Raw genomic sequence first — 13,057 nt, forward strand, 5'->3', positions numbered from 1 at the left:
CGAGGAGTGGTCCATGGTGGCGGGTGGAGTACGGGCGGCGCGGAAGAACGCGCCGCCGCGCGAGGACGTACTCGTCGCCGCCATGGCCACGATCGCCGAGCGCGGCCTCGAAGGCCTCACCATGGCCGGCCTCGGCCGCCAGGTGGGCATGAGCAGCGGCCACCTCCTCTACTACTTCGGCAGCAAGGACGAACTCCTGCTGCAGACCCTGGAGTGGAGCGAGGCCTCCCTCGGCGCCGAACGCCGGGCCCTGCTGTCCCGCCGCGGCCCGGTGCGCGAGCGGGTGCAGGCGTACGTCGACCTGTACGTGCCCGAGGCCGCGCGCGACCCGCACTGGACGCTGTGGCTGGAGGTCTGGAACCGCTCGCAGAACGCCGGCCCCCTGGAACGCGAGCGCCAGGCCGCCATCGAGGGAGCCTGGCACCGGGACCTGGTCGCGCTGCTCGCCGAGGGCATCTCGCGCGGCGAGTTCCGCGCGGTGGACGCCGACCGGTTCGCCGCCCGCGTCAGGGCCCTGCTCGACGGGTTCAGCATCCAGGTCGCCGTCGGCCTGCCCGGGATAGGGCGCGGCGACATCCTCGAACACGTCACCGAGTTCCTGGACGAGGCGCTCGTATCGTGAGACGTCGGTCCGCGGGCGGAGCCCCTTGTGACACACTGCGGACGTGCCTGCTCAGCTCATGATTATGGACAGCAGCGCGCCGGTCCGCAGTGACCGTTGAGCCGTGGAGAACCTACGGGACAGCGGCCACAGTGCCTCAGACCCGCGCGCAGACCTCTCGCACCCGCGAGGGGTCTTTTCGTTTCCCGGCTCCATTCCTGCCGGGAGCGGGCGGCGCGCGATGATGGGGGCAGTGGATCCCCGGTCTCCGGAACCACTCATCCGACAGGAGTCAGACCAGCATGACGACGACAGAGGCGACCGAGCCGACTGCGCCGGCGGGCCCCGACGACAGCTTCCACGTCTTCGACACGACCCTGCGCGACGGCGCCCAGCGTGAGGGCATCAACCTCACGGTCGCGGACAAGCTGACCATCGCGCGGCACCTGGACGACTTCGGAGTGGGCTTCATCGAGGGCGGCTGGCCCGGCGCCAACCCCCGCGACACCGAGTTCTTCGCCCGCGCCCGTGCCGAGATCGACTTCAAGCACGCCCGCCTCGTGGCCTTCGGCGCCACCCGCCGGGCCGGCGGCTCCGCCGCCGCGGACCCCCAGGTGCGGGCCCTGCTGGAGTCCGGCGCCCCGGTGATCACCCTGGTCGCCAAATCCCACGACCGGCACGTCGAGCTCGCGCTGCGCACCACCCTCGACGAGAACCTGGAGATGGTCCGGGACACCGTCTCCCACCTCGTCGAGCAGGGGCGCCGGGTCTTCGTCGACTGCGAGCACTTCTTCGACGGCTACCGCGCCAACCCCGAGTACGCCAAGGCCGTCGTCCGCACCGCACACGAGGCCGGCGCCGATGTCGTCATCCTCTGCGACACCAATGGCGGCATGCTGCCCGCGCAGGTGTCCGCCACCGTCGCGACGGTCCTCGCCGACACCGGGGCCCGCCTGGGCATCCACGCCCAGGACGACACCGGCTGCGCCGTCGCCAACACCCTGGCCGCCGTCGACGCGGGCGCCACCCACGTCCAGTGCACCGCCAACGGCTACGGCGAGCGCGTCGGCAACGCCAACCTCTTCCCCGTCGTCGGCGCCCTGGAGATCAAGTACGGGCGCACGGTGCTCCCCGCGGGCGCGCTCGCCGAGATGACCCGGATCTCCCACGCCATCGCCGAGGTCGTCAACCTCACCCCGTCCACGCACCAGCCGTACGTCGGCGTCTCGGCCTTCGCGCACAAGGCCGGCCTGCACGCCTCGGCCATCAAGGTCGACCCCGACCTCTACCAGCACATCGACCCCGAGCGGGTCGGCAACACCATGCGGATGCTGGTCTCCGACATGGCCGGGCGCGCCTCCATCGAGCTCAAGGGCAAGGAACTCGGCGTCGACCTCGGCGGCGACCGCGCGCTGATCTCCCGGGTCGTGGAGCGGGTCAAGGAGCGGGAGCTCCAGGGCTACACCTACGAGGCCGCCGACGCCTCCTTCGAGCTGCTGCTGCGGGCCGAGGCCGAGGGCCGGGCGCGCAGGTACTTCCGGATCGAGTCCTGGCGGGCGATCGTCGAGGACCGCCCGGACGGCACCCACGCCAACGAGGCCACGGTCAAGCTGTGGGCCAAGGGCGAGCGGATCGTCGCGACGGCGGAGGGCAACGGCCCCGTCAACGCGCTGGACCGGGCCCTGCGGGTGGCGCTGGAGCCGTTCTACCCGCAGCTCGCCAAGTTCGAGCTGATCGACTACAAGGTCCGCATCCTGGAGGGCAAGCACGGCACCGACTCCACCACGCGCGTGCTGATCGCCACGACGGACGGCGCCGGCGAGTGGTCCACGGTCGGCGTCGGCACGAACGTCATCGCCGCGTCCTGGCAGGCCCTGGAGGACGCCTTCACGTACGGCCTGCTGCGCGCGGGCATCGAACCGGCCGAGTAGCGGCCCCGCCCGACCGCCTCGGGTCCGGACCGTCCGGACCCGAACGGCGACGGCGTGCGCGGGCGGGCCCTTATGCCCCCCTCACACGTAAAAGGGGCGATTCGGGTAGCGTCGTGACCATGAGGACCAGGCTCGTTTCCGTGTTTTCCGGTCTGCTGCTGGCCCTGTCCGCGACGGCCCTCGTGGTCGCCCCGCAGGCGTCGGCCGCCACCGGGGTCAGTGCCGTCGGGGAGGCCCTCAAGAAGGGCCCGGTCTACGTCGATCCCGGCGCGCGGGCCCAGCTCTCGCCGGCGCAGGCGGACGCCCTCACGAAGAAGATCGAGGACGCCGGCAAGCCGGTCTTCGTCGCCGTCCTTCCCGCCGGCCAAACGTTCCCCGAGCGGGGGCTGCTCGCCGCCGTCCGTGCCCAGACGGGGATCACGGGGCTCTACGCGGTCCGGCTCGGCGAGGGCTTCGACGCCGGCGCCGACCCGAGGGCGATGCCGAGGAACGCCGTCCAGAACCTCACCTCGTCCGTGAAGGTCGGCGGCCCGGTGGACGCGAACACCCAGCTGAACGACTTCGTCGACCAGGCCCTCACCCAGGTCAAGGGGAACGCCCCCGCCTCCTGGGGCGGCGCGGCCGCCGACGACGGCGCCCCGGTCGGCGGGCTGATCACCCTCGGTGTGGTGGCCGTGGTCGGCGGTGGCGGCGCCTACGCGCTGGTCCGCCGCAACCGGAAGCGGAAGGAAGAGGAGCGGCGCGAGGCCATCGCACGCCTCGGCGTGGTCGTCGACGAGGACATCACGGCCTTCGGCGAGGAGCTGGAGCGGCTCGACTTCCACCCCGGCGAGCCCGGTGCGGACGACGCGATGCGCAAGGACTACGAACAGGGCCTGGACTCCTACGAGAAGGCCAAGCAGATCATGGCCTCGGTCCAGCGCCCCGACGAGGTGCAGGGCGTGACCCAGGCGCTGGAGGACGGGCGGTACGCGCTCGCCTGCCTGGACGCGCGCCGGCAGGGCAGGCCGGTACCCGAGCGCCGCTCGCCCTGTTTCTTCGACCCGCGCCACGGGCCGAGCACGCAGGACGCGGACTGGGCCCCGGCGGGCGGGACGGCCCGTACCGTGCCGGTCTGCGAGGCGGACGCCGTGCGGCTGCGCGACGGTCTGGACCCGGCGGTCCGCACGGTGGACACGGAGCGCGGGCCGCGCCCCTACTACGACGCGGGCCCGGCGTACGGTCCCTGGGCCGGCGGGTACTTCGGCGGCGGCATGCTGCCGGGCCTGCTGATGGGCACGATGCTCGGCTCGATGATGTCGACCCCTGCCTACGCCGCCGACTTCGGCGGTGCGGGCGGCGGCTACGACGGGGGAGACGTCTCCGGCGCCGACTTCAACCCGTCCGACTTCGGCGGCGGGGACTTCGGCGGCGGTGGCGGTTTCGACGGGGGCGGCGGCTTCGACGGCGGGGGCGGCTTCTAGCCACCCCCGGACCCGCGCGTCCGTCCCCTTCTTCCCGGCCCCGTCCCCTTGCGGGGCGGGGTCAGGCCTGCTTGATGGCGGAGATGTCGAAGGTCAGCTTGACCTTGTCGCTGACCATCACGCCGCCGGTCTCCAGGGCGGCGTTCCAGGTCAGGCCCCAGTCGGAGCGCAGGATCTCGGCGGAGCCCTCGAAGCCGACGCGCTCGTTGCCGTAGACGTCGGTGGCGGACCCGTTGAACTCCAGGTCGATGGAGAGCGGACGCGTGACGTCCTTGATCGTCAGGTCGCCGGTGATCCGGTACGCGTCCCCGCCCAGCTGGGCCGCGCCGGTGGAGCGGAAGGTCATCAGCGGGAAGGCCTCGGCGTCGAAGAAGTCGCCGCTGCGCAGGTGGCCGTCGCGGTCGGCGATGCCGGTGTCGACGGAGGCGATCTTCACGTCGATGGAGGCGGTGGAGCGGGAGGGGTCGGCGCCGTCCAGGTGCAGGCTGCCCTCGTGGTCGGCGAAGGAGCCGCGGACGTTGGTGACCATCGCGTGCCGGACGGTGAAGCCGATGCTGGTGTGCGCGGGGTCGATGACGTAGTCACCGGTGAGGGCTGCGAGCGCCGGGTCCACCGGGAGGGTGGCGACCGACGACGCGGCGTTGGTGTCCTGGCTGCGGCGGGTGAAGAGACCCATGACTTCCTCCTTGGTGGGGGTGCGGACCTGCCGCACCTGGTTGTTTAACGTTCAACGAGATTGACGTTAGGCCTATTCCGTTCAACTTTCAACTTCTTGGAGGGGTGTCATCCGATTTTGTGGAATACCCACAAAGGCTTGCCGCCCCGCCTGGTGGAGTCCTTGCATCGTTCGGCGGTTCTGTCCGGGCCTCACAGCGGATGACTCCGGAGACTGTGTGGAACCAACGGAGGGTTTTGGCCCCGTCACTTCGTAAGGTCGGTACATGACCGTTGTGGACCAGACCCCGAGCGAGCCGACGGACGCCCGCGGGCGCGTGGCCGAGCTGCACTCCCTGCGTGACGTGGCGCGCCGCGGGCCGAGCGACCGCGCCACCGAGGCGCAGCATGCCAAGGGCAAGCTGACCGCGCGTGAGCGGATCGCTCTGTTGCTCGATGAGGGTTCCTTCAGGGAGGTCGAGCAGCTGCGTCGGCACCGCGCGACCGGTTTCGGCCTGGAGGCGAAGAAGCCCTACACGGACGGTGTGATCACGGGTTGGGGGACGGTCGAGGGTCGTACGGTCTTCGTCTACGCGCACGATTTCCGGATCTTCGGTGGCGCGCTGGGCGAGGCGCACGCGACGAAGATCCACAAGATCATGGACATGGCCATCGCGGCGGGTGCGCCGCTGGTCTCCCTCAACGACGGCGCGGGCGCCCGCATCCAGGAGGGCGTCTCCGCGCTCGCCGGCTACGGCGGCATCTTCCAGCGCAACACCAAGGCCTCCGGCGTCATCCCGCAGATCTCGGTCATGCTCGGCCCCTGCGCCGGCGGCGCCGCCTACTCCCCGGCCCTCACCGACTTCGTGTTCATGGTCCGGGACACCTCGCAGATGTTCATCACCGGCCCGGACGTGGTCCGCGCGGTCACCGGTGAGGAGATCACCCAGAACGGCCTCGGCGGCGCCGACGTGCACGCCGAGACCTCCGGGGTGGCGCACTTCGCGTACGACGACGAGGAGACCTGCATCTCCGAGGTCCGCTACCTCATCACGATGCTGCCCTCCAACAACCGCGAGAACCCGCCGGTCCACGAGAGCGACGACCCCCGCGACCGCCGCTCCGACGTGCTCCTGGACCTGGTCCCCGCCGACGGCAACCGCCCCTACGACATGCTCAAGGTCATCGAGGAACTCGTCGACGACGGCGACGTCCTGGAGATCCACGAGCGTTGGGCCCGCAACATCATCTGCGCGCTCGCCCGCCTGGACGGGCAGGTCGTGGGCATCGTCGCCAACCAGCCCGGCCACCTCGCCGGCGTCCTGGACATCCACGCCTCCGAGAAGGCCGCGCGCTTCGTCCAGCTCTGCGACGCCTTCAACATCCCGATCGTCACCCTCCTGGACGTCCCCGGCTTCCTGCCGGGCGTCGACCAGGAACACGGCGGCATCATCCGCCACGGCGCCAAACTCCTCTACGCCTACTGCAACGCCACCGTGCCCCGCATCTCGCTGATCCTGCGCAAGGCCTACGGCGGCGCCTACATCGTCATGGACTCCCAGTCCATCGGCGCCGACCTCACCTACGCCTGGCCCACCAACGAGATCGCCGTCATGGGCGCCGAGGGCGCCGCCAACGTCATCTTCCGCAAGCAGATCTCCGACGCCGAGGACCCCGAGGCCATGCGCGCCCGGATGGTCAAGGAGTACAAGGCCGAGCTGATGCACCCGTACTACGCGGCCGAACGCGGCCTCGTCGACGACGTCATCGACCCCGCCGAAACCCGCGAGGTCCTCGTCAGTGCCCTCGCGATGCTCCGCACCAAGCACGCCGACCTGCCCTCGCGCAAACACGGCAACCCGCCTCAGTAACACGAAGGAGACCCGCCACCGATGAGCATCACCACCGACACCCTCCTCAAGGTCGAGAAGGGCAACGCCGCACCCGAGGAACTCGCCGCGATCACCGCGATCCTCCTCGCCCGCGCCACCACCACCACCGACACCACCACCCGCACCCCCCGCACCCAGGCCGGCTGGCGCCGCCTGGAACGCAGCGCCGGCTTCCGCGCCCCGCACAGCTGGCGCGGCTAGGTACGTCGCACACGCGGCACGTCACACGGTTCACCGAGAGCGCCGGGGCCCCGCCCCGGCGCTCTCGCGTACCCCGGGACGCACCGCGGAGAGCTCGCGTACGGCTCCTGTACGACCCGCGGGCGACGGAGACGCGGAAAAGGCCCCTCACGCTCCGACGGAGCGTGAGGGGCCTTTTCCGCGCGTTCCGCGGAACCGCTAGCGCAGGCGCGCCATCAGCGCGTGCTCGACGAGCGTGATGAGCGCGCTCTTGGCGTCCGCGCGGTGGCGGGCGTCGGTGGTGATGATCGGGGCGTCCGGGCCGATCTGCAGGGCCTCGCGGACTTCCTCCGGCGTGTAGGGCTGGTGTCCGTCGAAGCCGTTCAGGGCGATGACGAACGGCAGGCCGCTGTTCTCGAAGTAGTCGACGGCGGGGAAACAGTCCGCGAGCCGCCGGGTGTCCACGAGCACCACGGCGCCGATCGCGCCGCGTACCAGGTCGTCCCACATGAACCAGAAGCGGTCCTGACCCGGCGTACCGAAGAGGTACAGGATCAGGTCCTGGTCCAGGGTGATGCGGCCGAAGTCCATGGCGACCGTCGTCGTCGTCTTGTCACCGGTGTGGGTGAGGTCGTCGATTCCGGCGGAGGCGCTGGTCATGACGGCCTCGGTGCGCAGCGGGTTGATCTCGGAGACCGCGCCGACGAACGTGGTCTTGCCCACGCCGAAGCCGCCCGCCACCACGATCTTCGCGGAGGTGGTGGAGCGAGCCGCTCCGCCGTTAGAGCTTGCGAAGTCCACTGAGCACCCTTTCGAGCAGTGTCACGTCTGGCTGGCCGCCGGCAGACTCGTCGCCGCCGGGCTGGTGAATGGCGACAAGGCCCGCCTCCGCCAGGTCGGCGACGAGGATGCGGGCGACACCAAGAGGAATGGAGAGGAGTGCCGAGATCTCCGCGACGGATTTGATCTCCTGGCACAGACGGCAGATGCGCTGATGCTCGGGCAACTGCCCTTGCAGCCGCGCGGGATCGGCCGTGGTGCTGACCAGCGCCTCGATGGCGAGCTGGTAGCGCGGCCGGGTACGGCCGCCGGTCATGGCGTACGGACGCACCAGCGGGTTGTGTGCCTTCGGGGCCTGCGGCTGCGAGGAGCGCGAGGGCCGCTGCGAAGGCCGGTAAGGCTGCTGGGGCTGCTGGGGCTGGCCGTACGAAGGCTGCTGCTGGTACGGGTTGTGCTCCGGCGCGGGCCGGCTGGGAGTGGAGGGGAAGTTGAAGCGGTTCTGGTCGTGCCCACCCTGCGGCTGCTGCGCGCCGCCATAAGGATGTCCTCCGGGTGTTGTCACGTTTCCTCCTCCGACTCCAAGAACGCAGTACTCCCTGTGGAACCGCGCCACCGCACCCTATGGTGCGATGACGCGAAACGCACTGCCTGTCTGCTAGTTGAGCAGACTTCCCTGCAGCTCCGCACGCAGGTCCGGGGTGAGGACACTGCCTGCTCGATCCACAAGAAGGGCCATTTCGTAGCCCACCAGGCCGATGTCGCACTCGGGGTGCGCGAGCACCGCGAGCGAGGATCCGTCGGACACGGACATGAGGAAAAGGAATCCCCGGTCCATCTCGACGACCGTCTGGTTGACCGCGCCACCCTCGAAGATGCGGGAGGCTCCGGCGGTCAGCGACGTCAGACCGGAGGCCACGGCCGCCAGCTGATCGGCGCGGTCGCGCGGGAATCCGTCGGACATCGCCAGAAGGAGTCCGTCGGCGGAGACCACCACCGTGTGGGACACCCCGGGGGTGTTGTCCACGAAGTTGGTGATCAACCAGTTCAGGTTCTGTGCCGCCTGGCTCATCGGGCTCACACTAACGCTCCTGGTCATAGCTGTTACTTGACTGCTCGGAACCCGCGCTGCGTCCCTGTTGGACACCGCGTCGCAGGTTGCTCAACCTGCCACGGACGTCCTCCGGTGCGCGGGAGACCTGGGGGCCGCCCTGCGGGGTCGTCTCCGCAGCACCCTCGACCAGGTTGGCCTTGGGCACCCGCCGAGGGAGACCGGACGGGGTGACCCCGCCCGCCTTCGGCTCACGAAGCTTGGCGGCCTGCTGCCAACGCTCGTCGTTGTTCGAGCGCCAGGCCTCAGGGCCTTCCTCGTCCGCCTTCGGGGCGGCGGCGGGCTGCTGACGCTGCGGCCGCTGCTCGAAGAGGGATCCGGTGGACTCCGCTTCCTGCTGTGCCGGCTGCCACTGCTGCTGGCTGCCGCGGCGCGGCAGGCCCGCTCCGGTCATCTTGTGACCGGTGTCGGCGGCGGCGCCCGGACGGTCGAAGCCTACGCGTTCCGGGGCCGGTTCGGGAGCGGGCGTGGATTCCGATTCGGTCCCGTAGTCCTGCTGGTAGCCACCCGAGTACGTGTTCTGCTCGGGCCACTCCGCCTGCTGGGACTGGGGTTCGAAGCCCCCGTCGTACGACGGGGCGTCCTGCCGCTGGTCCTGGTACTCGGCTTCCGGATAGCCATATCCCTGTTGCGGATAGGCCTCGTAGGACTGCTGGGGCTGCTGGGACGGCCCGCCCTCGTACCCCGGGGCGTAGCCCGGCTCGGGCTGCTGCTCGTAGCCCTGGTACGGCTGGTACCCGTGTTCAGGCTGGGGTTCCGAATAGTCCTGGGAGGACTGCTCGGCCTGATCGGGGTACTGCTGGTCCTGCGGGTAGCCCACCTGGGCGGCCAACGCCGCCCGGCGCTCCTGCTGGCCCAGCGACCGGCCCACGGGGTCGGCGCCCTGTCCGTCGGCTCCCTGGCCGCCCTGGGCGTCGTAGCGGGAGTCGTCGAAGCCGAGCTCGGCCGCCGTGCGCATCTTCGGAGCCTGCAGGGCCTGCTGCTCCGGGATGATCTGCGAGACCGTGAAGTCGTCGTCCGGTACGCCCTCGCCACCGCCACCGTGGGTGATGGCGTCGGGGAGCATGACCAGCGAGGTGGTGCCGGCCGCCTCGCCCGAGGGGCGCAGCTGGACGCGGATGCTGTGGCGGTCCGCCAGCCGGCCGACCACGAACAGACCCATGCGCTGCGAGATCGCGGCGTCCACGGTCGGCGGGTTGGCCAGCTTGTGGTTGATGTCCGCGAAGTCCTCGGCGGTGAGGCCGATGCCCTTGTCGTGGATCTCGATCATGACGCGGCCGTCGGGCAGACGGGTGGCGTTGACACGGACCTTGGTCTGCGGGGAGGAGAACGTGGTGGCGTTCTCCAGCAGCTCGGCGAGCAGGTGCACGAGGTCGGTCACGGCCTGGCCGTGGATCTCGGCCTCCGAGACGCCCGACAGCTCGACGCGCTCGTACTGCTCCACCTCGGAGGAGGCGGCGCGCAGCACGTCGACCAGCGGGACCGGCTGGTCCCAGCGGCGGCCCGGCTCCTCACCCGCGAGGATGAGGAGGTTCTCGCCGTTGCGGCGCATGCGGGTGGCCAGGTGGTCCAGGCGGAAGAGGTTCTCCAGCTGGTCCGGGTCGGCCTCGTTGTTCTCCAGGTCGGTGATGAGGGTCAACTGGCCCTCGATCAGCGACTGGTTGCGCATGGAGAGGTTCGTGAAGATCGCGTTGACGTTCCCTCGCAGGAGCGCCTGCTCCGCGGCGAGCCGGACCGCTTCCCGGTGGACCTGGTCGAAGGCGCGGGCGACCTCGCCGATCTCGTCCTGGGAGTCGATCGGGATCGGCAGCACCCGGGTGTCGACCTTGCCCGGATCGGTGCGCGACAGCTGGTCGACGAGCATCGGCAGGCGCTGCTCGGCGATGTCGAAGGCGGCGGTGCGCAGGTGGCGCATGGCGCGGCCCATCTGGCGGGCCATCATGCCGGCCAGGATGAAGGCGGCGAGCAGGGCCACGACCACGATGGCGCCGGTCAGGATGGCGTCGTTGCGGGACTCGTCGGAGACCGCGACCGCGTCCTGCACGGCCTTGCCGAGGAGTTCCTTCTCGATCTCGGCGTAGCCGTCGAACTTGGCGGTGGCGGCGGCCTGCCAGGCCTGGGCCGTGGTGCCGTTCTGGGCGAGACGGGTGTTCTTCTCGCCCGAGGCTATCGCCTCGGTCATGCCGGTGAGCACGGAGCCGTTGACCACGGGCGGGGTCTTGAAGGTGGTGCCCGCCTGCTCGGCGGCCTGCTTGGCCGCGGCGAGCTTCTGCGCGCCCTCCTGGGACTTCTGACCCATGACGTCGCGCAGGCGGTTGGTGTCCGCGTCGGTGCCGGCCGCGACGTACTCGCCGATGGCGATCTCTTCGAGGTAGGCGTACGAGGAGAAGGCGACGAGCTGGGACTTGCGGATGTCCTCGCTCTCGCTCGGCCGGACCAGCAGGTGGGTGCCGACGGAGCGCTGGAGCGAGTTCGCCGCCTTGGCCAGCTCGATCGCGTAGACCATGCGGCCGTAGCTGGTCACGTTGCCGGTGCCCAGGCCGAGCTCGTTGGAGAACTGCATCAGGTAGTGCTGGACCAGCACGTACCCCTCTTCGGTGGGGATGGGGCCCAGCGCGTTGGGGAGGTTCTTCTTCGCCGACTCGGGCGCCGCGAGGTAGGCCGTCTTGCGGACCTGCTCCAGCTTCGGCTCCTCCTGACGGAAGAGCTCCAGGCGCCGTTCCAGGCCCTGGTTCCCCGGGAGGTCCTTCGCCGCGTCCGCGAACTTGGCCTTCGCCGCGTCCGTGGCCGCGTACGCCTTCGTGACGATCTCGCTGCCGCGGTCGCCGCGCAGCAGCGGCTGGGCGGTCAGGTCACGCTCGTCGAGGAGCGCCTGGCCGTATTCGGAGGCCGCCTGGACGATGCGGGCGGTCTTCTCCGCGTCCTTGGCCTCGTTCCAGCTGTCGACGGAACCCTTCACCTGGAAGCCGCCCATGACCAGTCCGACGAGGACGGGTACGAGGAGGATGGCGTTCAGACGGGTCGGCACACGCCAGTTGCGGGGCGAGAACCTGCTGGTGCTGCCGCTGCTCGCGGGTGGGTCAACGGGCACGTCGACGGGCGACGCGGCCGCTCGCGGCGGCGGGGTGAAGTTGCCGCGCGCGGGTTCATCCGCGGGGCTCGAGTTGCTTCGCCTCACTCGACCAACAACCTCTCGGCGGTGCTACTAGCTAGTTCGTTGAATTCCAGCACGGTTAACGGCCGTGTTCCAAACAGTTGAAATCGGCCATTCCCAGAGCCTTATGCCCCACATAAATCGGACATAAAGAGCGAGGGGCTGCAAATGCGGGGCCAGTTGTGAGCACAGCGGCACCGGGCGACCGCACCCTGTGCCCGGCCGGCCTCAATTCTCTGTCGAAACGTTATGAACGAGAAGGGCGGGCCGTGTCGTATGACACAACCCGCCCTCACACGCGGCCATGATTTCCGTGCTACTTGAGCCGCGCCATCAGCGCGTGCTCGACGAGCGTGATGAGCGCGCTCTTGGCGTCCGCGCGGTGGCGGGCGTCGGTGGTGATGATCGGCGCGTCCGGGCCGATCTGCAGCGCCTCGCGGACCTCCTCCGGGGTGTACGGCTGGTGCCCCTCGAAGCCGTTGAGCGCCACGACGAACGGCAGGCCGCTGTTCTCGAAGTAGTCGACGGCGGGGAAACAGTCCGCGAGCCGGCGGGTGTCGACCAGGACGATCGCGCCGATGGCGCCCCGTACGAGGTCGTCCCACATGAACCAGAAGCGGTCCTGACCCGGCGTACCGAAGAGGTACAGGATCAGGTCCTGGTCCAGGGTGATGCGGCCGAAGTCCATGGCGACCGTGGTGGTCGTCTTGTCCCCGGTGTGGGTCAGGTCGTCGATGCCCGCGCTCGCGGACGTCATGACGGCCTCGGTGCGCAGCGGGTTGATCTCGGAGACCGCGCCGACGAACGTGGTCTTGCCCACGCCGAAGCCGCCGGCCACCACGATCTTCGCGGAGGTGGTGGAGCGAGGAGCCGCTCCACCGTCAGAGCTTGCGAAGTCCACTGAGAACCCTCTCGAGCAGTGTTACATCCGGCGTTCCGCCGGCCTCTCCATTGCCCGGCTGGTGGATGGCCACCATTCCGGCCTCCGCCAGGTCGGCGACGAGGATCCGGGCGACACCGAGCGGCATCGACAGAAGTGCGGAGACCTCCGCGACCGACTTCACCTCACGGCACAGCGTGCAGATGCGCTGGTGCTCCGGCAGCAGGCCGGAAAGGTGCATCGGATCGGCCGTGGTGCTGACCAGCGCCTCGATGGCGAGCTGGTAGCGCGGCCGGGTCCGGCCACCGGTCATCGCGTACGGACGTACCAGCGGCTGGTCGCCTTCCGAGTACGAATCTCCGTACGCATCGGGGTAGGCGGGGGGCGGGGTCATTGATCCTCCGGGCTGGACAG

General features: G+C 70.1%; 12 protein-coding genes. 5 read left to right on the forward strand and 7 right to left on the reverse strand.

Going from position 1 to position 13,057, the window contains the following annotated elements:
- Nucleotides 1-13 precede the first annotated feature (13 nt).
- The 3 genes from OHA84_RS25225 to OHA84_RS25235 all read left to right on the forward strand — a co-directional run bounded on the left by OHA84_RS25225 (nucleotide 14) and on the right by OHA84_RS25235 (nucleotide 3,995).
- On the forward strand, nucleotides 14-622 hold the full coding sequence (locus OHA84_RS25225; protein WP_053677707.1) for a TetR/AcrR family transcriptional regulator: 609 nt from the start codon (nucleotides 14-16) through the stop codon (nucleotides 620-622).
- A gap of 281 nt (nucleotides 623-903) precedes the next feature.
- Nucleotides 904-2,532 (forward strand): citramalate synthase, encoded by a 1,629-nt coding sequence (gene cimA, locus OHA84_RS25230; protein WP_053677708.1) that lies wholly within the window; start codon nucleotides 904-906, stop codon nucleotides 2,530-2,532.
- Nucleotides 2,533-2,651: 119 nt separating this feature from the next.
- Nucleotides 2,652-3,995: a hypothetical protein gene (locus OHA84_RS25235; RefSeq protein WP_266950066.1), complete on the forward strand. Its 1,344-nt coding sequence runs from the start codon at nucleotides 2,652-2,654 to the stop codon at nucleotides 3,993-3,995.
- Between the two features lie 61 nt (nucleotides 3,996-4,056).
- Here the strand turns inward: OHA84_RS25235 and OHA84_RS25240 are convergent, their stop codons facing one another.
- Entirely contained in the window at nucleotides 4,057-4,671 is a 615-nt protein-coding gene (locus tag OHA84_RS25240; RefSeq protein ID WP_266969643.1) for a YceI family protein, read from the reverse strand.
- Between the two features lie 265 nt (nucleotides 4,672-4,936).
- Between OHA84_RS25240 and OHA84_RS25245 the strand changes: the two genes are divergently transcribed.
- Nucleotides 4,937-6,520 carry an acyl-CoA carboxylase subunit beta gene (locus OHA84_RS25245; protein WP_266950068.1) on the forward strand — a complete coding sequence of 528 codons (1,584 nt, stop codon included), beginning with the start codon at nucleotides 4,937-4,939 and terminating at the stop codon, nucleotides 6,518-6,520.
- A gap of 21 nt (nucleotides 6,521-6,541) precedes the next feature.
- Nucleotides 6,542-6,742, forward strand: a complete 201-nt coding sequence (locus OHA84_RS25250) for an acyl-CoA carboxylase subunit epsilon (RefSeq protein WP_266969641.1) — start codon at nucleotides 6,542-6,544, stop codon at nucleotides 6,740-6,742.
- A 198-nt stretch (nucleotides 6,743-6,940) separates the two neighbouring features.
- Here the strand turns inward: OHA84_RS25250 and OHA84_RS25255 are convergent, their stop codons facing one another.
- From OHA84_RS25255 to OHA84_RS25280, 6 genes are all read right to left on the reverse strand, one after another.
- Nucleotides 6,941-7,522 (reverse strand): ATP/GTP-binding protein, encoded by a 582-nt coding sequence (locus tag OHA84_RS25255; RefSeq protein WP_037792108.1) that lies wholly within the window; start codon nucleotides 7,520-7,522, stop codon nucleotides 6,941-6,943.
- Nucleotides 7,503-8,063 (reverse strand): DUF742 domain-containing protein, encoded by a 561-nt coding sequence (locus OHA84_RS25260; RefSeq protein WP_053675050.1) that lies wholly within the window; start codon nucleotides 8,061-8,063, stop codon nucleotides 7,503-7,505. The genes OHA84_RS25255 and OHA84_RS25260 overlap by 20 nt, the downstream gene beginning before the upstream one ends.
- Nucleotides 8,064-8,156: 93 nt before the next feature.
- Nucleotides 8,157-8,570 (reverse strand): roadblock/LC7 domain-containing protein, encoded by a 414-nt coding sequence (locus OHA84_RS25265; protein ID WP_030037347.1) that lies wholly within the window; start codon nucleotides 8,568-8,570, stop codon nucleotides 8,157-8,159.
- A 10-nt stretch (nucleotides 8,571-8,580) separates the two neighbouring features.
- The gene (locus tag OHA84_RS25270; RefSeq protein ID WP_053675052.1) at nucleotides 8,581-11,787 is read right to left on the reverse strand and encodes a nitrate- and nitrite sensing domain-containing protein; all 3,207 of its coding nucleotides are present in this window, start codon (nucleotides 11,785-11,787) and stop codon (nucleotides 8,581-8,583) included.
- A gap of 292 nt (nucleotides 11,788-12,079) precedes the next feature.
- Entirely contained in the window at nucleotides 12,080-12,664 is a 585-nt protein-coding gene (locus tag OHA84_RS25275) for an ATP/GTP-binding protein (protein ID WP_266573764.1), read from the reverse strand.
- Complete coding sequence (locus OHA84_RS25280; RefSeq protein WP_007266775.1) at nucleotides 12,645-13,037, reverse strand: DUF742 domain-containing protein; 393 nt, start codon at nucleotides 13,035-13,037, stop codon at nucleotides 12,645-12,647. Before OHA84_RS25280 ends, OHA84_RS25275 begins: the two co-directional genes overlap by 20 nt.
- Nucleotides 13,038-13,057: the final 20 nt, after the last annotated feature.

The organism is Streptomyces sp. NBC_00513 (assembly GCF_041431415.1).
GTDB lineage: Bacteria > Actinomycetota > Actinomycetes > Streptomycetales > Streptomycetaceae > Streptomyces.

Coding starts and splice junctions, on each gene's coding strand:
- OHA84_RS25265 (WP_030037347.1), bottom strand. CDS start 8,570: ATGAGCCAGGCGGCACAGAACCTGAACTGGTTGATCACCAACTTCGTG.
- OHA84_RS25240 (WP_266969643.1), bottom strand. CDS start 4,671: ATGGGTCTCTTCACCCGCCGCAGCCAGGACACCAACGCCGCGTCGTCG.
- OHA84_RS25235 (WP_266950066.1), top strand. CDS start 2,652: ATGAGGACCAGGCTCGTTTCCGTGTTTTCCGGTCTGCTGCTGGCCCTG.
- cimA (WP_053677708.1), top strand. CDS start 904: ATGACGACGACAGAGGCGACCGAGCCGACTGCGCCGGCGGGCCCCGAC.
- OHA84_RS25280 (WP_007266775.1), bottom strand. CDS start 13,037: ATGACCCCGCCCCCCGCCTACCCCGATGCGTACGGAGATTCGTACTCG.
- OHA84_RS25250 (WP_266969641.1), top strand. CDS start 6,542: ATGAGCATCACCACCGACACCCTCCTCAAGGTCGAGAAGGGCAACGCC.
- OHA84_RS25245 (WP_266950068.1), top strand. CDS start 4,937: ATGACCGTTGTGGACCAGACCCCGAGCGAGCCGACGGACGCCCGCGGG.
- OHA84_RS25225 (WP_053677707.1), top strand. CDS start 14: ATGGTGGCGGGTGGAGTACGGGCGGCGCGGAAGAACGCGCCGCCGCGC.